Source organism: Streptomyces sp. NPDC005181 (assembly GCF_040608395.1).
Classification (GTDB): domain Bacteria; phylum Actinomycetota; class Actinomycetes; order Streptomycetales; family Streptomycetaceae; genus Streptomyces.
The window spans coordinates 20890-38616 of record NZ_JBEXID010000067.1 but is presented as its reverse complement, the minus strand read 5'-3'; the positions used below and the strand labels follow the sequence as shown (position 1 = coordinate 38616).

17 protein-coding genes and 1 pseudogene are annotated in these 17727 nt (G+C 69.1%); 4 read left to right on the top strand and 14 right to left on the bottom strand.

Annotated features, from left to right (window positions below):
- A pseudogene (locus ABZV38_RS30185) lies at positions 1–139 on the top strand (IS630 family transposase); the annotation flags it as partial.
- A gap of 271 nt (positions 140–410) precedes the next feature.
- Complete coding sequence (locus ABZV38_RS30180) at positions 411–1001, top strand: DUF4240 domain-containing protein (protein WP_356331614.1); 591 nt, start codon at positions 411–413, stop codon at positions 999–1001.
- Between the two features lie 84 nt (positions 1002–1085).
- On the opposite strand, the gene ABZV38_RS30175 is transcribed toward ABZV38_RS30180, so the two are convergent.
- The 8 genes from ABZV38_RS30175 to ABZV38_RS30140 all read right to left on the bottom strand — a co-directional run bounded on the left by ABZV38_RS30175 (position 1086) and on the right by ABZV38_RS30140 (position 9070).
- Entirely contained in the window at positions 1086–1346 is a 261-nt protein-coding gene (locus ABZV38_RS30175) for a hypothetical protein (protein ID WP_356331613.1), read from the bottom strand.
- A gap of 10 nt (positions 1347–1356) precedes the next feature.
- Entirely contained in the window at positions 1357–2235 is an 879-nt protein-coding gene (locus ABZV38_RS30170; protein WP_356331612.1) for a TniQ family protein, read from the bottom strand.
- The gene (locus tag ABZV38_RS30165) at positions 2219–3289 is read right to left on the bottom strand and encodes an ATP-binding protein (protein ID WP_356331611.1); all 1071 of its coding nucleotides are present in this window, start codon (positions 3287–3289) and stop codon (positions 2219–2221) included. The genes ABZV38_RS30170 and ABZV38_RS30165 overlap by 17 nt, the downstream gene beginning before the upstream one ends.
- Positions 3283–5361 carry a Mu transposase C-terminal domain-containing protein gene (locus ABZV38_RS30160; protein WP_356331610.1) on the bottom strand — a complete coding sequence of 693 codons (2079 nt, stop codon included), beginning with the start codon at positions 5359–5361 and terminating at the stop codon, positions 3283–3285. Before ABZV38_RS30160 ends, ABZV38_RS30165 begins: the two co-directional genes overlap by 7 nt.
- A complete protein-coding gene (locus tag ABZV38_RS30155) occupies positions 5354–6082 on the bottom strand; it encodes a TnsA-like heteromeric transposase endonuclease subunit (RefSeq protein ID WP_356331615.1) in 729 nt (242 codons plus the stop codon). Before ABZV38_RS30155 ends, ABZV38_RS30160 begins: the two co-directional genes overlap by 8 nt.
- Before the next feature lie 272 nt (positions 6083–6354).
- Positions 6355–7545 carry an acyl-CoA dehydrogenase family protein gene (locus tag ABZV38_RS30150; RefSeq protein WP_356331609.1) on the bottom strand — a complete coding sequence of 397 codons (1191 nt, stop codon included), beginning with the start codon at positions 7543–7545 and terminating at the stop codon, positions 6355–6357.
- A gap of 102 nt (positions 7546–7647) precedes the next feature.
- Positions 7648–8805 carry a methyltransferase gene (locus tag ABZV38_RS30145; protein WP_356331608.1) on the bottom strand — a complete coding sequence of 386 codons (1158 nt, stop codon included), beginning with the start codon at positions 8803–8805 and terminating at the stop codon, positions 7648–7650.
- A 61-nt stretch (positions 8806–8866) separates the two neighbouring features.
- Positions 8867–9070: a hypothetical protein gene (locus ABZV38_RS30140; RefSeq protein WP_356331607.1), complete on the bottom strand. Its 204-nt coding sequence runs from the start codon at positions 9068–9070 to the stop codon at positions 8867–8869.
- Between the two features lie 218 nt (positions 9071–9288).
- Here ABZV38_RS30140 and ABZV38_RS30135 point away from each other — a divergent pair, with 218 nt between their 5' ends.
- A complete protein-coding gene (locus ABZV38_RS30135) occupies positions 9289–10119 on the top strand; it encodes an endonuclease (RefSeq protein ID WP_356331606.1) in 831 nt (276 codons plus the stop codon).
- A gap of 18 nt (positions 10120–10137) precedes the next feature.
- On the opposite strand, the gene glsA is transcribed toward ABZV38_RS30135, so the two are convergent.
- From glsA to ABZV38_RS30120, 3 genes are all read right to left on the bottom strand, one after another.
- Positions 10138–11484, bottom strand: coding sequence for a glutaminase A (gene glsA, locus ABZV38_RS30130; RefSeq protein ID WP_356331604.1), 1347 nt, complete (start codon positions 11482–11484; stop codon positions 10138–10140).
- A gap of 14 nt (positions 11485–11498) precedes the next feature.
- Positions 11499–12062, bottom strand: a complete 564-nt coding sequence (locus ABZV38_RS30125; RefSeq protein WP_356331603.1) for a hypothetical protein — start codon at positions 12060–12062, stop codon at positions 11499–11501.
- 67 nt (positions 12063–12129) lie between these two features.
- The gene (locus ABZV38_RS30120; RefSeq protein ID WP_356331602.1) at positions 12130–12624 is read right to left on the bottom strand and encodes a DUF1269 domain-containing protein; all 495 of its coding nucleotides are present in this window, start codon (positions 12622–12624) and stop codon (positions 12130–12132) included.
- Between the two features lie 330 nt (positions 12625–12954).
- Here ABZV38_RS30120 and ABZV38_RS30115 point away from each other — a divergent pair, with 330 nt between their 5' ends.
- Positions 12955–13278, top strand: a complete 324-nt coding sequence (locus ABZV38_RS30115; RefSeq protein ID WP_356331601.1) for a plasmid stabilization protein — start codon at positions 12955–12957, stop codon at positions 13276–13278.
- Positions 13279–13331: 53 nt separating this feature from the next.
- Here ABZV38_RS30115 and ABZV38_RS30110 read toward each other — a convergent pair whose 3' ends face one another.
- The 3 genes from ABZV38_RS30110 to ABZV38_RS30100 form a co-directional block, all read right to left on the bottom strand.
- Positions 13332–14747: an NADP-dependent succinic semialdehyde dehydrogenase gene (locus ABZV38_RS30110; protein WP_356331600.1), complete on the bottom strand. Its 1416-nt coding sequence runs from the start codon at positions 14745–14747 to the stop codon at positions 13332–13334.
- Between the two features lie 219 nt (positions 14748–14966).
- Complete coding sequence (locus ABZV38_RS30105; RefSeq protein ID WP_356331599.1) at positions 14967–15434, bottom strand: ATP-binding protein; 468 nt, start codon at positions 15432–15434, stop codon at positions 14967–14969.
- 188 nt (positions 15435–15622) lie between these two features.
- Positions 15623–17722, bottom strand: a complete 2100-nt coding sequence (locus ABZV38_RS30100) for a xanthine dehydrogenase family protein molybdopterin-binding subunit (RefSeq protein ID WP_356331597.1) — start codon at positions 17720–17722, stop codon at positions 15623–15625.
- Between the last annotated feature and the right edge of the window lie 5 nt (positions 17723–17727).

Genomic DNA, 17727 nt, shown 5'->3' with positions numbered 1-17727 from the left:
GGCCCTGGAACGGGACATCCGAGCCTGGACCGCCCAGTGGAACGACAACCCGAAGCCCTTCGTCTGGACGAAGGACGCCGACGAGATCCTTCAACACCTCGCTTCATATCTTGATCGAATTCCCGGCGCAGAACACTAGCCTGCTTTTGTGCTAAAAAGCCTGGCCACACTGTGACCAGGGGGCCCTGAAGATCCCGGTGGACGAGGCCATCCGGAACCGACCGTTCACGGACTGGCGCTGCTGTCCTGTCGCACCACAGGCGGCAGTTGACGTGACGCTGACTTGCATAGGTGCCAGATGTTCTGGGACTGCTGGCCGGTGACGATCTCAAACGGTCTGGCTTTCGCGGAAGTGGTGATGGCGCCAGGTGGCCCGTCCGTTGTCAGTGGCGCCTGGAAGGGTGCTCTTCGTGAACCTTGAGAAGTTCTGGGAACTTGTAGAGACGTGTCGCCGACAGGCAGACGGCAGGGATGCGCGACTTGCATGGCTTCGTTCTGATTTGTCGCGCAGGCCGCTGGCGGAGATCGTTGAGTTCCAGATGTGCCTGGACCAGGTAACCCGTCAGGCTTTCACCTGGGAGCTGGTGGCTGCCGCGGAGCGGATCTTCGGCGGCCGGTGTTCGGATGACGACTTCTGCTACTTCGGTCTCTGGATGGTCGGGCTGGGTAAAGACGCCTTCGGGCGAGCCGTGCTCGACCCTGATGCTCTGGCTGACACTCCTGAGGTCCTGCGCCTGGCGGGGCGAACTTGGAGGACCTGGGGTGATGACTGGCCCGGGTGGGAATTGCTCGACTATGTGGCATTGGAAGCCCATGGGCTTGCGACCGGGGATCCCGACGAGTGCGGGGATACTTTCTATGCGGCTGTGGAGACCCGGCGGGGTGAGCACGCGGTCAGCCAGGGCTTGGCCGGGAAGCGCTGGAATGTTCGGGATGAAGACGAGGCGGCTCGCAGGCTGCCAAGGTTGAGCGTCATGTTCCCGCTCAGCGCCGACGCGTGAGGCGCGATGAGTACGCGTTGTTGCTGAAGAACGCCGAGACTTTGGTGTTCTCAACGGGATGGCTTTCACGGAGGCGTGTGCAGGTCAGCCGTCTTGCTCTTCGGTGAAGCTGCCCGTGGTCTCCCTGAGACGATGCCGTGCTGCATCCAGACGCTCCGCGTAGTCAGCGGCGAAGATTCCGGGAAGTGCCTTGTCCAACGTTCCCGCGATCTTGTGGATCGGGGCCCATACGGCCGGATCGTCGACCAGACGGCTGAGATCCGTCAACTGAACTCGCTCCAACCAGTCCGAGAGGACGAGCGCTTCGTCGGAGGTGAGCTTGATCGTGATCTCAGTGCTGTCCACGGCCCGAAACCTATCCCGTTGTCCACCCGGGAGAGTCTCGTTCGCGGTAGAGGCAGAGCTGCCTGTAGAGGGGGTCCTGGGTTCCGAGGGTGGTGTAGATCCGGGCGAATCGTCGGCTCAGCTCGGCGGTCGTAGCCAAGTAGAGCTCCTTGGGGTCGAGGGCGGCTGTGGGCGGATCGAGGATCAGGTGCGTCAGCACCACGATCTCGGGGAACGCCGCGAGGTGACTGCGGTCGTCGGCTGAGACCTTCTTGCTGATGGCGAGAGCTTCGATTCGATCGAGTCGATCGGTCCACTCTTTCCCGAGGTCGATCGGCATTCCGGAGGCGGACCAGTCTTCGACGATCTTCCGCGCCAGATCGAGGGCTTGTCTGATCTGACGGTGACGACGGACGAGGTGGTCGAGCCGACGCTGGGCCTCGATGACTTCCGGCAAGGAGACGAGCGGGATGTCGTGAGTGGAGCGGGTCCAGAGCTGATGCCGCTGGCAGAGGTGGACGTGGGCGGGCGAAAGGGTGATGACCACGGAAGCGGCGGGGCTGCGGCGAGCTGTGCAGCAGCGGCAAGGGCGGCTGATCAGCCGTTCCGTTCGCTGCTCGGGACGCCGGGGGCTGAGGAAGTCGGCGAGTGCGGGCAGGGCCCAGGCGAGCTGGGGCGTTGGGCGCCCGGAGAGTATGGCCAGACGGCCGGGTGAGTGGGGATCCCAGCCGGCCGTGGTGTTGCTGAGCGGGGAGAACTCTGGCGGCAGCGGGCCCAGGAGGCGGGCGATGACGCCCGCGGGACGGTTGTTGGCGACGGCCAGGCGGTGGAGATAGGACCCGAGGGTCTCGTTGTGGACGGGCCTGAGAGCGATGGGCAGCTGGCGGAGCCGGTCAGGCTGCGTCGGCATCCGGCCTCCGGCGGCGGGGCCGCCGGTTGCGGCGGTATTCCTGGCGGGCGTCCTCGGCGGTCTGATCGACCTCGATGGTCTCCAGAGTTTTGCGGGTGATGGCCTCGCAGCCGTTGATGATGGCCTCAAGGGCGGCGCCGCGGACGAGTTGGGAGAGGCTGCCGATTGCGCCGTCGGTGCGTTCGTGGAGGTAGCCGTCGAGTTTGACCAGGCTGCCGGGCTTGTGCCGGTGGAGTCGCAGGGCATCTTCGAGCGAGGCGACCAGGTTCCGCCAGTTCTGCCGCTGTGCGGTGGTGCCGTAGGCGAACGGTTCGGTGTCGGTGACGGTGTATCGGCCAGCGATTTGCCGGCCTCGGATGCCGCTGAACAGACCGCTTGCGGCGACATCGATGCCGGCGAGTACGAAGGTGGCGGGGATGCGTTCGGACAGGTATTTGAGCTGGTCGGAAGCTTCGGCCCCGGCCTGGGTCGCGATGTTGAGGTTGTGGATTTCGTCGACCAGTGCGAGTTCGACGCGCATTTTGATCAGCAGGTCGCAGACGGCGTTGGTGATGGACGTCTGGGTTTCTTGCCGGACGACCGGGAGGCCGAGGAACCGGGCGAACTCGATGGCGAGCATCTTCGGGGTGGCTCGGGGCGGGACCGTGACGTAGACGACCGGCAGTCGCCCCGCGGCGGCCGGCCCGAGCCGTTTGCGAACCAGGAGTTCATGGTTGCGGCCGAGCTGGGCAATGGCGGTTGTCTTGCCGGTCCCGGCCTGGCCGGTGACGATCAGCCCGCGGCGGCCGGAGATCTGGTGCCGGTTGAGCAGGACCAGGCGCCGTCCGGTGGTGAACACGTTGCGGACGGTGGGGGTGGCCACGATCACGAGCCGGGAGTGGTAGTCCAGCCGGGGCTCGTTGTAGGCGAGCCGTTTCTCCTCGGGCAGGGTCTTGAAGGCCCGGAGCGAGAGCATCGGCGGGCAGACCGGGGCGTCGTCGACGAACTTTCGCCAGCCGTCCTTGGTGGTCAGCGGGTTGTGCTCGTCGTCATGGGCGTCGGGCGGAGTCACCACAGCGGATTCCCTTCCTCTTCCAGGGGGTTGAAGACGCCGAACGGGGTGACCGGCGCCTCCTCCGGCTCTTCGTTCTCGTTGTCGTCCGCATCGGCAGACCGGGCGGGCGGGAGTGCGGGCCGTGCGGGTGCTTCAAGGACTGCCCGGGTGCGGGCCATGACCTGTTCCGATCCGGCCGGCGGCTTCCCCGCCCTGCGCAACAGCTTGGCCAGAACCTGGGCGACGGCGGTCTCGCTGGTGTCGTCGCGGCCTTGGTCGGCGAGAAGCTGGCGTGCGTGACGCCAGGTGAAGTCGGCGAAGGGGGCCCGGACCATGGGCAGATGGGTCCACGGGGCTTCGATCCACCGGCGGCTGTCGCTTCGCCGTACCCAGACGCGGGAGACGTCGTAGGGGTCGTAGTGGACCTCCCACAAATCCTGCTTGCTCGTCACCCCGGACGGCTGGCGCCGAAGCCGGTTGAGTTCGGGGCTGTCGTAGGTGCGGTAGTTGACCTTGATGCCGTAGTCGTTGATGGCCCTCCAGACCGCGGGCAGCAGTTCGATGTAGTCCTCCGCCGACAGAGCGACCGGCAAGTATCCGGCCCGGGCGACGGCGATGGCGTAGGTCTCGTTCGGCGACAGCGTCTGCCCCGCCATATAGGGGTTGCGCAGGCCCTCGTGCGGACGCTGCTGCCAGCAGATGATCCACTCGTCCAGGAGGTCTTGGAGCTGGGCGAGGGTCCAGACCGCCTCGGAGGCCGGGTCGCTGCCGCGACGGGTGACATCGGAGCCGGTGTAGCCGGCGACGTACTGGCAGAACAGCGAGTTGATCGACGCGAACGTCCTCTCCACGATCGCCTTGTCCGTCGGGGTCCTTGGTCGGGCGAGCTGCAGCGAGATCCCCAGCAGCGAGCAGGCGGAGGAGAAGGTGTCGGAGACGAACACCTTGCCGTGGTCGATCACGATGGTGTCCGGGACGATGACCGGCTTGGCCGCTGCTTTCTCCAACCGCGCATCCACCGCCGTGAGCCGCTGGTGCGGGAGGATCGAGTCCGACATCGCCAGGGTCTGGCTCCAGCCCGGCCGCATCGGCTCGGGAACCAGCATCCTCGCCAGCAGCACCGCGGCGTCGACGCCTTTCGTGCCCGCGGGCCTGAGCAGGGCCGCGCAGATCGTGCGCGTCGTGACATCGACCGCGATCGTCAGTTCCGGGCGGGCCACGACTCCGTCGTCCAGCACCGCCATCACGTCCAGCCGCGTGGAGTCGATCTGCACGATCTCTCCGGGGCGGGCAGCCATGGACGGGGTGAACGGCCCCACGGGCCGAAGAGCCCGCTGACGGCGGACCGTGGCCGGCCCAAAGGACGCATTGTTCTTGGCGAGGCTGTTCACCAGCCGGTAGAAGGTAGCCCGCGTCGGCAGGAGCTTCACCGCTTCCTCGCCGTGCCTCGCGGCGAGGATCTGCTCGGCCTGCAGCATGAGCCGCTTGCGGTCGCCTGTCGAAAGGTCCGTCTGCCCGGCCAGTGCCTCGGTGACCGCCTCGACGACGCGTTCGTCCGTCCTTCCAGTGCCGGGGACCGGGGCCGGTGGTTTGCGGGACCGGCCGTCCACCAGTCCCCACAACCCCTCGGCCTCGTATCGCTGCCGCATCCGCAGAAAGGTCCGCTTGCTGATCTGCTGCCCGCCGGCCGCCAGCTCGGCGACCTTCGCAGCCTCTCGCTCCATCAGCGTCCGCCAGGCCGGGTCGTACTCGGGTCGAGGAGACGTGCCCTCCGGGGCGTCCGGGGGTAGCCCGGTGATCACTTCCACCACGTGCTGTTCCCAGAACCGCGCCTGCTCGACGGCCGACGGCGGCAACGCGTCCACCAACGCGAACGGCGGCAGGACACGTTCCGGGACCGCCTCCGGCCCCCGGTCCAGCACCTCGAAATCGGCGGCCGCCATCACATAGCCAGCAGCCATGACACTGGTGTCGCCCTCGTCGCTGAGCAGCCGCAAGGCCATTCCCTCCAGTCCGATGACCTGTTGGTTCCGGCCCTCGAACCGGATCCGGTCCCCGACTCGCAGAACCCCGCGTGGTGCCAGTTCAGCCATGACTCACCGCCGCGCGACCGATCACGGAGCCGTCTCCCAGCGGCACCGCCAGGTCAAGACGCAGGTCACCGCACCACAGCAGGTGGTAGAGCGTCGGCAGGACGGACAACAGGCCCCCCACTGCCTCGGCACCGTCCATGAGTAACCGCGGGTCGTCGAAGGCGTCCATGAGTCGATTCGCCACGTCGCCCACCCGGTTGCGTGGATGCCGATAGCCAGCCAGCCAGCGGACGTTGGCCATCTCCACCGGATCGGGCTCGTGCACCAGCGCGAAGGACCAGCAGCCCATTCCCTGGCACATCTCCTCAGTCGCCGAGAACTTCACCGCGTCCTCCGGGCCGACCCGGTCCGCCGGCCGGACATCGACGACCAGGCCCGAGCCGTCCTCCAGACGTGCGAAGTAGTCCGGCGTATGCGAGATCCGGCGCTTCTCCCCCTGCCACGTCACCCGGAACGGCTGCGAGGCCAGCCCCACCACCCTCCGGTCATGATCGAGGAGCATGGCCCGGTCCCGCTCCAGCCACGACTCGAACCCCACCAGCGACTCCGTCGTAGCCGCCCAGTACCAGCCCGTGAAATGCCGCTGCCCGCGGTACGACGTGAACCGTCGCACCGGAAGCACCGACTCGAACCGAACCCGGGACACCGCCTCCAGCACGGACTTCCGCAGCCCGCCGCCCTCGCCGTCAGCCCACTCGACATCGACCAGACCCAGATCCATCGCCACCCCCGGCTCCGCGTACCTGCCGAAACGACCGTGACAGGTACCGCGAGAACCGGACCAGGAAAATGAGATCAAACCCCACGTACGGGGCAAACGTCGTCGCTCCGACCGCGACGCAATGAGAATCCGCCAGCGTGAACGAGAAGCGGTGAGAATCCGACAGCTTCAATGCGACAGGACAGCTGCCTTGCCGCATGTCGGAGCCGCTCAGCGATCACGGTGCCAACCATCCGTGTTTTGTGCCAACTATAGTTGCTCGTCACAACCGCTCAGCGGCGTACGCGCGGCATCCCCAGGCCGATCCACGAGATGATTTCCCGCTGGATCTCGTTGTTTCCGCCGCCGAAGGTGAAGATGACGGCGGACCGGTAGCCGCGTTCGAGTTCGCCGTGCAGGACGGCGCCGGCCGATCCCTCCTTGAGCGGTCCGGCCGAGCCGACGATCTCCATCAGCCAGGCGTAGGCGTCACGGCGCGCCTCGGAGCCGTAGACCTTGACGGCAGAGGCGTCCTGCGGGGCGAGGGCGCCTTCCTGGACGGCGGAGACCATCCGCCAGTTGAGGAGTTTCATGGCGTCGAGCCGGGTGTGGGTGCGGGCGAGTCGGGTACGGACCCAGCCGAGGTCGATGACCCGGCGCCCGTCGGCGAGCTTGGTGTCGGTGGCCCAGCGCTGCACGTTGTGGAGGGCGCGGATGGCCATGGTGCCGTGGGCGGCGAGGGTGACGCGTTCGTGGTTGAGCTGGTTGGTGATGAGCCGCCACCCCTTGTTCTCGTCGCCGACGCGGCGGGAGACGGGGACACGGATGTTCTCGTAGTAGCTGGCGGTCGTGTCGTGCGAGGCGAGGGTGTTGATCAGGGTGCAGGAGTAGCCGGGGTCGGTGGTCGGGACGAGCAGCATGGTGATGCCCTTGTGGGGCGGGGCGTCGGGGTCGGTGCGAACGGCGAGCCAGACCCAGTCGGCGGTGTCGCCGTTGGTCGTCCAGATCTTCTGACCGTTGACCGTGTAGTGGCCGGTGGTCTCGTCGCCGTCGCGTACGGCCCGGGTCTTGAGGGCGGCCAGGTCGGTGCCCGCGTCCGGTTCGCTGTACCCGATCGCGAAGTCGATCTCGCCGGCCAGGATCTTCGGCAGGAAGTATGCCTTCTGTTCGTCCGTGCCGAACTGCATGATCGTCGGGCCGACGGTGTTGAGGGCCATCAGTGGCAGCGGTACGCCTGCCTGGGCGGCCTCGTCGAAGAAGATGAACTGTTCCATCGGGGACAGGCCGCGTCCGCCGTACTGGGCCGGCCAGCCGACGCCGAGCCAGCCGTCGGCGCCGAGGCGGCGGATCGTCTCGCGGTAGAAGCGTTTCTGGGCGGCGGGGTCGCCGTACCTGGCGTAGGCGTTGTCGGGGACGAGCCCGGCGAAGTACGTGCGCAGCTCGGCGCGCAACTGCTGTTGCTCAGGCGTGTATTCGAGGTGCACGGCCCCTCCAGGAGTCTCGCGGTCGCGTCGCCCGTGTGCGGCGGCGCACACAGTAGAACGTGTTGCAAGAATCCGGAAGGGCCATGAGGCCGCGGCTGCCGGTCAGCGCTTGACGGCGCGCAGCACGACGAACTTGGGGTCACCGGCGACGGTGGTGCAGTTGCCGAAGGTGCGGCGCAGTTGGGTGTGGTACCCGAGATGCCGGTTGCCGACGACCCACAGCTCGCCGCCTTGCCGCAGCGCGGCGCGCGCCCCCTGGAACATGGTCCGGGCCGTGGCGTCGGTGATCGCCTGGTGCGAGTGGAACGGCGGGTTGTTGAGCACCAGGTCGACACTGCCCGGCGGTACGCCCACCATCCCGTCGCCGACCAGGAAGTCGGCCTCGGCCTCCGCGCCGAGGTTGGCCCGGAACGTCGCCTCGGCGGACGCCACCGCCAGATACGACTCGTCGATGAAGGTGACCGCCGCTTCGGGGTTGGCGAGCGCGGCGGAGGTGCCGACGACCCCGTTTCCGCAGCCCAGGTCGACGATGCGGTCCCGGCCGCTGCGCTCGGGCAGATGGTTCAGGAAGAAGCGGGTGCCGATGTCGAGGCGCTCGGCGCAGAAGATCCCGGCGTGATTGACGACCGTCCGGCCGGAGACGGCGCCGATGCCGTCGGGCAGGTCGTAGCGGTGCGGCCACGGGCTGGGCGTGCGGGCCAGGGCCGGGTCGGGAGTACAGAAGATCAGTCGGGCCTTCTTGACCGCGAGAGAGGTGCGCGTCGGGCCGATGATCCGCTCGAACAGTTTGAGGGTGGAGGTGTGGATCTCCTTCACCATGCCGGTACCGATGACGACGGTGCCGGCGTGCACGGCAGGGGCGAGCCGGTGCAGCTGGTCCTCCAGGAGCGCCAGGCTCTTCGGGACGCGTACGAGAAGGACGTCGATCCGCTCCGGCGGTGTGTCCCTGGCCGACAGCAGACGTACGGCGTCCGGGTCGTCACCGTTGCGGGCGAGGTTTGCCACGGTTGCGCGCTGCGCGAGGTACGAGTCGGTGATCTGTACAGGGCGGTGTCCGGCCAGCACGGTGGTCAGCGCACCCCAGCGGTCGCCCACCACGACCACGGCGCCGGACAGGTCGGTCGGCTCGGCTCCGTCGATCCCCTCCAGCTGCCGCAGCAGATATTCGTCGGCAGCGTCCCAGGCGCGAAACGGGTCGCGCGGGTGCTCGGGAAAGCGGGCGAGGTCGAACCCGCCCTGTGACGTCGTCAAACGGTTCATTGTGCATTCAGGCTAGCCGAGCAGCGGGGAGCGCCCACACACTCCCCGCCGTGCCGGCCGCCTACGGCAGCTGCTTCTCCATCGCCGCCCGGCCCTCTCGTGCCAGTCGGCGCTGCGCCCACTCGAGATTCTGCGGAGTCAGGTCCCGCCCGGAGGCGAGCACCAGATCCTCGGCCGACGGATCGTCGCTCCCGCCGGTGTGCAAGAGGCTGTCCGGGGTCACGCCCCGAGCAGATACGGGTACGGATTCGGGCTCTTCGCTCATGCCGCCTCCTCGTCCTTGCCGCAATTCTCACCCTGCGGCTCCAGGACCGCATCCGAGGACCCAATTGACCTGCACATGATAGGTACACAGCGTTCACACGTCGGTCACCGTGCGTGTGGAAGGCTCCCGCTGACCACGCACCACACACGAACACCGCGGCACCGCCCCCACCCCGTGACGGCGCCGCGGTGCCTGCTTTTCCGGAGAGGACACCCCACATGTCCCGTCGTCACCTTCATTACCGGCGCCCGCTGCTGGCCACCCTTGCCGCCTTCGCGGTACTCGCCGGCACCGCGGCCGCCGCACCCGCCGCGCCGACCGCTCCCCGGACCTCGCCGGTGGCCGCGACGCCGCTCGCCTCGCTCGACGACACGTACTATCAGAACGCGCTCGGCGAGACCGGAACGCAGCTCAAGAGCGCCCTCCACTCGATCATCAGCGTGCAGACGAAGATCTCGTACAGCCAGGTCTGGGACGCGCTCAAGAACACCGACCAGGACCCAGCCAACTCCTCGAACGTGATCCTCCTCTACACCGGGCGCTCCGAGCCCAAGAGCGACAACGGCGGCGCGGTCGGCCAGTGGAACCGCGAGCACGTCTGGGCGAAGTCGCACGGCGACTTCGGGACCACCACCGGGCCCGGCACCGACATCCACCACCTGCGCCCGGAGGACGTCACGGTCAACTCCATCCGGGGCAACAAGGACTTCGACAGCGGCGGCACCGCGGTGACCGGGGCAGCCGGCAACTACACGGACAGCGACTCCTTCGAACCGCGCGACGCGGTCAAGGGCGACGTCGCCCGCATGATCCTCTACATGGCGGTGCGGTACGAGGGCGACGACGCCTTCGCCGACCTCGAGCCGAACGACCAGGTCAACAACGGCTCCGCGCCTAACATCGGCAGGGTCTCCGTACTGAAGCAGTGGAGCCAGGAGGACCCGCCGGACACGTTCGAGAAGCGGCGCAACGACGTCATATTCGACCAGTACCAGCACAACAGGAACCCGTTCATCGACCACCCCGAGTGGGTCGAGGCCATCTGGTAGCAGCGCGGTCCCGTGCCGTCAGGCCGTCGGGCGGCCCGCGTCCCGAGCAGCGCGCTCGACGGCCTCCTCGCGGGAGGTGAAGCGCCGGGGGGCTGTCGGGTCGCCGCCCGTCACCCCCAGGTGGCCGGCCGGATCGACCACGGCTGTGCGCCGGCCGCCCTCCGCGAGCCGGGCCAGTCCGGCGCGCAGCATCGACCTGGCCACCGTGTCGATACCGGTCACCTGCCGCAGGTCCAGCACCACGGACGCGGTCTCCTCCGGCCCGGACTCGTCGAGCGCGTACAGCACGCGTTCCGCCGCGGTGAAGTCGAGAGCGCCCTGCGCGGCGACGACCGCCACCCGTTCCCGCAGGGCGCGTTCGTCCTCCCCCGTCGGGGCGGACGGCAGATCGTCGGCGGTGGTGACCAGGGTGACGGTCGAGGCGGCGAGCGCCGGGTTGTGCATCAGATGCAGGCCGAGTCGTTCCGACAGCGCCCCCAGCGCGATGCGCCCGCGGACCGATGTGCCGGTCGGATCCAGCAGCGGGCTGTAGGCCGCCAGCCCGAACCGGGCCGGTCCCGCGGCGATCAGGCCGCCGGACACCCCGCTCTTGGCGGGCAGCCCCACCCTCAGCAGCCAGTCGCCCGACGTGTCGTACATGCCGCAGGTCGCCATCACGGCGAGCACCTGCGCGGCGACCGGCTCCTCGACGACCACGTCACCGCTGAGCGGGTTCACACCGCCGTTCGCGAGGGTCGCGGCCATGGCGGCGAGATCCAGCGTGGTGACGCGTACCGCACACTGCCGAAAGTACGTCTCCACGGCTCCCACCGGGTCGACCGGCAGCGGACCCGCACTGCGGATCAGATAGGCGAGGGCGCGGTTGCGGTCGCCGGTGGCAACCTCGGAGGCGTACACCGCCTCGTCGACGTCCAGCTGCCGCCCGGCGAACCGGCCCAGACAGTCGAGGATGCGGTCGAACCTCGGGGCGTCGGGGGTGTCGGGGATCAGCGCGGTGGTGACGATCGCACCGGCGTTGACCATCGCGTTGTCCGGTCGGCCGGTACCGGGTTCCAGGCTGATGGCGTTGTAGGCCTCGCCGCTCGGCTCGGCGTTCACCCACCGCGACACGCCGTCGAGTCCCAGCTCGGACAGCGCGAGGGCATAGACGAAGGGTTTCGACACGGACTGCATGGTGAACGGGACGTCGGCCTCGCCCGTGCTGTAGCGATGGCCGTCCATGCTGATCAGGGCCAGCCCGAAGGCCTCCGGGTCGGCCATGGCCAGTTGCGGGATGTAGTCGGCCTGTTCGCCGTCACGCACGCCGGCGAACCGGGTACGCAGTTCACGCAGCGCATCCGTCACCGCACCGGCCGCGGAGCTCACCTCGCCCCCGGTCGTCAGCCGCGCTCGGCTTGGGCGATCCGGGGGAACGTCTTGACTCCGGCCGCCTTACGGCTGTTCGCGTGTTCGCTGACCGTCCGGCCGGGCGGGGCGTCCGGGAAGCCGAGCACCACCGAGTCGAGCACCTTCCCCGACGCGTCGACGAACTCCACCCGGACGGCGTAGAAGGAGGCCTTGTCGGTGGGGTTGGTGACGCGGACCAGAGCACTGCGGAACTCCTCGCCGGTCGCGATCGGCAGCCCGTTCACCGAGACGTCCTTGATCGCGTTGCCCTGCCCCTGGACCCCTTCGAGCTGCTTGGCGGCCTTCTGCCGGCTGCGCTCGAGCTCGGCGGAGACCGAGGCCTCGAAGTCTCCTTGGGTGCGCGGCGAGGCGCTCGCGGACGGCGACTCGTGCGGCTCCGGCGACACCGTGCGGGTGCTCCTGGCCGTTCCCGGCGACGGGGCACCGGAGTTGCAGGCGGCGGCGCCCGTCACGATCACCGCGGCCAGCACGGCGGTGGTCAGACGGCGGGCTGTGCGGCCGCCGAGGGCGCGCCGCAGAGGGCTGGGCTGGTTCACGGACACTCCGGGTCTGCTCGGGAAAGAGAGTCAAGGGGATACGACTGGACGGGCGGAATACACCGGATCACTCGGCGTCTTCGCCGAAGATCTCGCGGAGCCGAGCCTCGCTGAGGGTGTCCAGGTTGCTGTGGAGAAGCTCGGCGCCGCCGCCGGGGAGCGCGTCGCTGATCCGGTCGGGCACCTCGTTCGTGGTGAGCAGGAACAAGGCCGAAGTCCCGGGCGTCACCTGCTTCTTGACCTCGGCGATGAAGTCGTCGTCGATGCCGACGTCAGCCAGCTTGCCGCCCAGCGCCCCGGCCGCCGCGCCGATGGCAGCGCCCAGCAGCGGCATGAGGAAGATCAGCCCGAAGAGCATCCCCCAGAACGTGCCGCTCAGGGCGCCGGCGCCGACCAGGTTGAGCAACTGCTTTGTTCTCGGCTTCGCCTTGCCGGTCGGCCAGCTGACCACGGCGGCGTCGAGGATCTTGATCAGCCCCTCCTTCTGGAGGGACTTCAGCGTGCTCTCCACGTCCTCCGCGCCCTCGGCGGACTGGAACTTCCACACGGTGAGGGTGGACATCGCGCATACCTCCGGACTCCGGAACCGATCAGCTCGCCCATATTAGGATCAAACGGTATGAATTGACCCACCGAATCACGTGGAATCGCATCGAATCGCTCGCTCTGCGCAGGAGTGGGTCGCGCCCCTGCCGGGAGCGGCCGGACCCGTCGCATCCGGTGCGCCGTCGGCCGGACCTGACCGCGCTGACGCTCGCCACGTGTTTCTTCACAGTACGGAGGCGATCCGATGCGGGCCCCGGGAGCCGCTGGGACACTGGGGAGTGCACGCCGGACCGTCCCTCGTCGGGCACGGAGGCCACGGAGGCCACGGAGAGGAAGTGACCGCACCATGCCACGCGGATCCAGTCCCAGGCGCGAGCGGCAGTACGAGCACATCAAGGAGAGCGCGCAAGAACTCGGAGTGAGCGAGGAGCGGGCAGAGGAGATCGCGGCGCGCACGGTGAACAAGGAGCGCGCCCGCTCCGATGAGACGAGAACCGCGAGCCGTGCATTGATCCACGACCTCTCGTCCCTGCGGCGCGCCGAGCTGCGCTCCCACAGCGGAGCCGAAGAGCCCACCCGCGACCAGCTCTACGAAGAGGCCCGAAGGAAGAACGTCAAGGGACGCTCGACCATGACAAAGGCCCAGCTGGCCAAGGCAGTCGGCCGCTGAGCCTCGTCACCGCAGGGCGGAACCCGCTGTGGCGTAGCGGCTACGTGGAGCCGCTACCCCACCGGCTCGGGGCCGTACCAGACCGTCGTGGCATTGCAGAATTCGCGGATGCCGTGACCGGCCAGCTCCCGCCCGTAACCGGAGCGCTTCACCCCGCCGAACGGCAGTGCGGGATGGGAGGCGGTCATGCCGTTGAAGAAGACACTGCCGGCCTGCAGGTCTCGCACACACTGACGGCTCTCGTCGGCGTCGCGCGTCCATACGTTGGAGCTGAGGCCGAACGGGCTGTCGTTCGCGAGGGTCACGGCTTCGTCCAGGTTCTCGACGCGGTACAGCGTGGCGACCGGGCCGAACGTCTCCTCGCGGTGGATCCGCATGGCGGGGGTGATCCCGGTGAGGACGGTGGGGGTGTAGAACCAGCCGCGCTCCAGCTCCGCGCCCAGGCCGGTGGGCCGGCTGCCGCCGCACAGCGCGGTCGCGCCCTTGCGTACGGCGTCGTCCACCAGCTCCTCCAGGTCTGCGCGGCCCTGTTCGCTGGAGAGAGGGCCCACGTCGGTCGTCTCCTGCTGCGGGTCACCGACCGTCAGATCGCACATGCCCGCGGTGAACCGCTCGGCGAACTCGTCGTACACATCGGTGTGCACGATGAATCGCTTGGCGGCGATGCAGGACTGCCCGTTGTTCTGCACCCGGGCGGTCACCGCCGTACGGGCGGCCCGCGGGATGTCGGCCGACGGCAGGACGAGAAACGGGTCGCTGCCGCCCAGCTCCAGCACAGTGTGCTTGACCTCGTCACCCGCGATCGACGCGACCGAGCGGCCGGCCGGCTCACTGCCGGTGAGGGTGGCGGCGACGACGCGGGGGTCACGCAGGATCGACTCGACCGCTCCCGCTCCCACCAGCAGCGTCTGGAAGCAGCCCGGCGGAAAGCCTGCCCGGCGGAACAGGCCCTCCAGGTACATCGCGGTCTGCGGGACGTTCGACGCGTGCTTGAGCAGGCCGACGTTGCCCGCCATGAGCGCGGGGGCGGCGAACCGCACGACCTGCCACAGCGGGAAGTTCCACGGCATCACGGCCAGGACCGGGCCCAGCGGACGGTAGTGGACGTAGGCCCGGGAGGCTCCGGCGTCGCGCACGTCGTCGGCCGGCGGGTGCTCGTCCGCAAGAAGTCCCTCGGCGTTGGCCGCGTACCAGCGCATGGCCTTCGCGCATTTCGCGGCCTCCGCGTGGGCCGCCTTGATGGGCTTGCCCATTTCCGTGGTCATGGTGCGGGCGATGTCCTGCTGGTCCTCGTCGAGGAGGTCGGCGGCCCGGTTCAGCAGCCGGGCCCGCTCACCGAACGCGGTGGTGCGGTACTCCCGGAAGGTGCTGTCCGCGGTCGCGAGCCGTTGCTCGATCTCCGCCGCCCCCAGCGCCTCGAACGTCTTGAGGGTCTCGCCGTTCGCGGGGTTGACCGTCGCGATGGGCATGACTGTGGTCTCCTTGCCTCGGGTTCTTCGACCGTGCCGCGCGACGCCCCGTCGCGCAACGCGGGCCCCGTGCGGGCACCCGACCGGCGCGGACCATGCGTGCGCTGTGCACGTCATCCGCGCCGGTGGGCAGAGCAGACTTCTTCGCGTACGGGCTCGGGAACCGGTCCGGGCGGGGATCCCCACCGAGCTGTTGTCGGGCCGGCAACGGGGGCCGCGTCAGACGAGGACGGGCTCGGAGGCCGGCGGCAGCAGGAACTCGCCCACTCCGGGCAGGGGCGCGCGCGGCAGCAGGTCGGTGTTCCGCGGCGCCTCGGCGTAGCGGGTGAACCAGACGACTTTGCCTTCGAGGGTCCGGCAGGTGCCCCAGCTGTGGCTGAGGGCCATGACACGGCTGAGACCACCGCCGCCACTGCTGAGCAGTCGCGGCATTTCGGAGCTGTTGTCGGCGACGGAGACCGTGAGGTGCCGTCCGGACCAGCGGAGTTCGACGACGCACTTGTTGTCGCCACCGACGTGCCGGTGGACATTGGTCAGCAGCTCCTCCACACCCCGGCACACCGGCCGGATGTGAAGTTCGAGACTCCAGTGGCGCAGATGCGCGGCGACTATGCGTCGCAACTGCGAAACGCGCTCCTCCGACACCTGGAGTTCGACCAGATAGTGCCGGTCGAGTGGAACGGTCATCGTCGAGGCTCCTCACATCCAGGCCCATCTGCTTCGCCCCGTTGAACCAACGACCCCCCGCGTACGAAGAGTGAGCAGATGTCACTATTAGGTCACTCCTTAGGGTGACCCGGTGGGACCGGTTGCGCAACACGACGGCGAACGGGGCCGTGATTGCGCCGGTCAGCGCGCCCGCGCCGCACCGGCCGTCAGGGAAGATACGGCAGCAGCTTGTCCGGTGTGAGCGGGAGGCTGCGCAGCCGGGCGCCGGTCGCGTGCCGCACCGCGTTGCCGAGAGCGGCCGCGGCGCCCACGATGCCGATCTCGCCGATGCCCTTGCTGCCCATCGGGTTGAGATGCGGGTCGTCCTCGTCGATCCAGTGCGCCTCGATCTGCGGGACGTCGGCGCAGACGGGCACATGGTAGGAGGCGAGATCGTTCTGGGTGAAGTCTCCGAAAACGGGGTCGAGCGTGCTGCCCTCGGTCAGTGCCATGCCGAGCCCCATGATCATACCGCCGATGAACTGGGAGCGTGCGGTACGGGAGTTGAGGATGCGTCCGGCGGCGAAGACGCCGAGCATGCGGCGCACCCGGACCTCACCGGTGCGGGTGTCGACGGCGACTTCGGCGAAGTGCGCACCGAACGCGTGCCGTGCGTAAGGGGATTCCACCGCCGCGTCCTCCGCGGTGTCGGCGGTGACCGTGACGCCCTCGTCGGGAAGGGGTCCGGTGCGCTCCCGCAGGTGTCGTGCCAGGGCGGTGGACGCCTTGTGCACGGACCAGCCCCAGGAGGCCGTGCCCGCGGAACCGCCGGCCAGGGGCGCTTCGGGCAACGCGCTGCTGCCGATGTCGATCCGGATGTCGGCCACGGGGGTGTCCAGCACGGACGCGGCGATCTGCGCGAGGACGGTGCGGGCGCCGGTGCCGATGTCGGTGGCGTTGATCCTGATGCGGTAGGTGCCGTCGGCGGCGGCGTGCGCCGAGGCGCTGGAACCGGCGATGTACACGGGGTACGTGGCGGAGGCGACGCCCGTACCGAGCAGCAGTGGGCCTTCGTTGCGGACTGCGGGGCGCGGATCGCGGTCGTACCAGCCGAACCGAGCGGCGCCCTCCTCCAGGCAGGCGGCGAGGCCGCGGCTGCTGAAGGGCCGACCGGTGTCGGGTTCGTACGCGGGGTCGTTGCGCAGGCGCAGTTCGACGGGGTCGATGCCGAGGGCCACGGCGAGCTCGTCCATCGCCGACTCCAGCGCGTACATGCCGGGGGCCTCGCCGGGTGCGCGCATCCATGAGGGGCTGGGCACGTCCAGCGCGGCCACCCGGTGGACGGTGCGGCTGTGCCCGGACGAGTACATCGTGCGGGCCGGCACGGCCGCCTGTTCCACGAACTCCTTGACCGTGGAGGTGTGGGTGATGATCTCGTGGGCGAGCGAAGTGAGGGTGCCGTCGAACTCCGAGCCGAGTCTGACGCGTTGCACGGTGGGGGCCCGGTGACCCACGACGACGGGCAACTCGCGCCGCGGCAGGGCGAGTTTGACGGGGCGTCCGGTGTGGCGCGCGGCCATGGCGGCGAGGACGGCCTGCGGGCGCGCGGTGCCCTTGGAGCCGAAGCCGCCGCCGACGTGTTCGGAGACGACCGTGACCTGATCGGGCCGGAGTCCGAACGCAGTGGCCAGGCTGTCGCGGACCGTGCCGGTGCCCTGGCTGGAGTCGTACACGGTCAGCTGCCCGTCGTCCGTCCAGTGCGCGGTGGAGGCGTGCGGTTCCATGGGGTGGTTGTGCAGGGGCCCGAGTGCGTACGTGACGTCTACCTGGACGGGGGATACGGCGAAGGCACGGTCGAAGTCGCCGCGTTCGCGGACGGCGGGGTATCCGCCGTTCACCGTCTGCGGTGTGTACAGGCCCGGGTGGTCCTCGGTGAGCCGGACATCGTGCCCGGCGCTCTCGTACTCGATCCGGACAGCCTCGGCTCCTGCCCGCGCCGATTCGAGGGTATCGGCCACCACGAGCGCCACCTGCCATCCCCGGTGCGGGACCCGGTCGTCCTGGAGTACGGCGAGGACCGGGTCGTCGGGCCGCTTCAGCTTCGGGGCGTTCTCATGGGTGAGGACGGTGTGCACGCCGGGCAGGGTGAGAGCCTCGTCGGCATGGATCGCCGTGATCCGGCCGCGCACGACGGTGGCGGGTACGGGCCAGGCGTACAGACAGCCCGGCGGGGTGTGTTCGGCGGCGTAGCGGGCGGCGCCGGTGACCTTGTCCCGGCCCTCGCGGCGGACCACGGGGCTGCCCAGCGGCTGGGGGGCCTGGCTCATGGCGG

What these genes read in the sequence shown, in the direction of transcription:
- ABZV38_RS30170 (WP_356331612.1), bottom strand. Translation starts at nt 2,235, where the DNA reads ATGCCGACGCAGCCTGACCGGCTCCGCCAGCTGCCCATCGCTCTCAGG.
- ABZV38_RS30160 (WP_356331610.1), bottom strand. Translation starts at nt 5,361, where the DNA reads ATGGCTGAACTGGCACCACGCGGGGTTCTGCGAGTCGGGGACCGGATC.
- ABZV38_RS30155 (WP_356331615.1), bottom strand. Translation starts at nt 6,082, where the DNA reads ATGGATCTGGGTCTGGTCGATGTCGAGTGGGCTGACGGCGAGGGCGGC.
- ABZV38_RS30145 (WP_356331608.1), bottom strand. Translation starts at nt 8,805, where the DNA reads ATGAACCGTTTGACGACGTCACAGGGCGGGTTCGACCTCGCCCGCTTT.
- ABZV38_RS30140 (WP_356331607.1), bottom strand. Translation starts at nt 9,070, where the DNA reads ATGAGCGAAGAGCCCGAATCCGTACCCGTATCTGCTCGGGGCGTGACC.
- ABZV38_RS30135 (WP_356331606.1), top strand. Translation starts at nt 9,289, where the DNA reads ATGTCCCGTCGTCACCTTCATTACCGGCGCCCGCTGCTGGCCACCCTT.
- ABZV38_RS30120 (WP_356331602.1), bottom strand. Translation starts at nt 12,624, where the DNA reads ATGTCCACCCTCACCGTGTGGAAGTTCCAGTCCGCCGAGGGCGCGGAG.
- ABZV38_RS30115 (WP_356331601.1), top strand. Translation starts at nt 12,955, where the DNA reads ATGCCACGCGGATCCAGTCCCAGGCGCGAGCGGCAGTACGAGCACATC.
- ABZV38_RS30110 (WP_356331600.1), bottom strand. Translation starts at nt 14,747, where the DNA reads ATGCCCATCGCGACGGTCAACCCCGCGAACGGCGAGACCCTCAAGACG.
- ABZV38_RS30105 (WP_356331599.1), bottom strand. Translation starts at nt 15,434, where the DNA reads ATGACCGTTCCACTCGACCGGCACTATCTGGTCGAACTCCAGGTGTCG.
- ABZV38_RS30100 (WP_356331597.1), bottom strand. Translation starts at nt 17,722, where the DNA reads ATGAGCCAGGCCCCCCAGCCGCTGGGCAGCCCCGTGGTCCGCCGCGAG.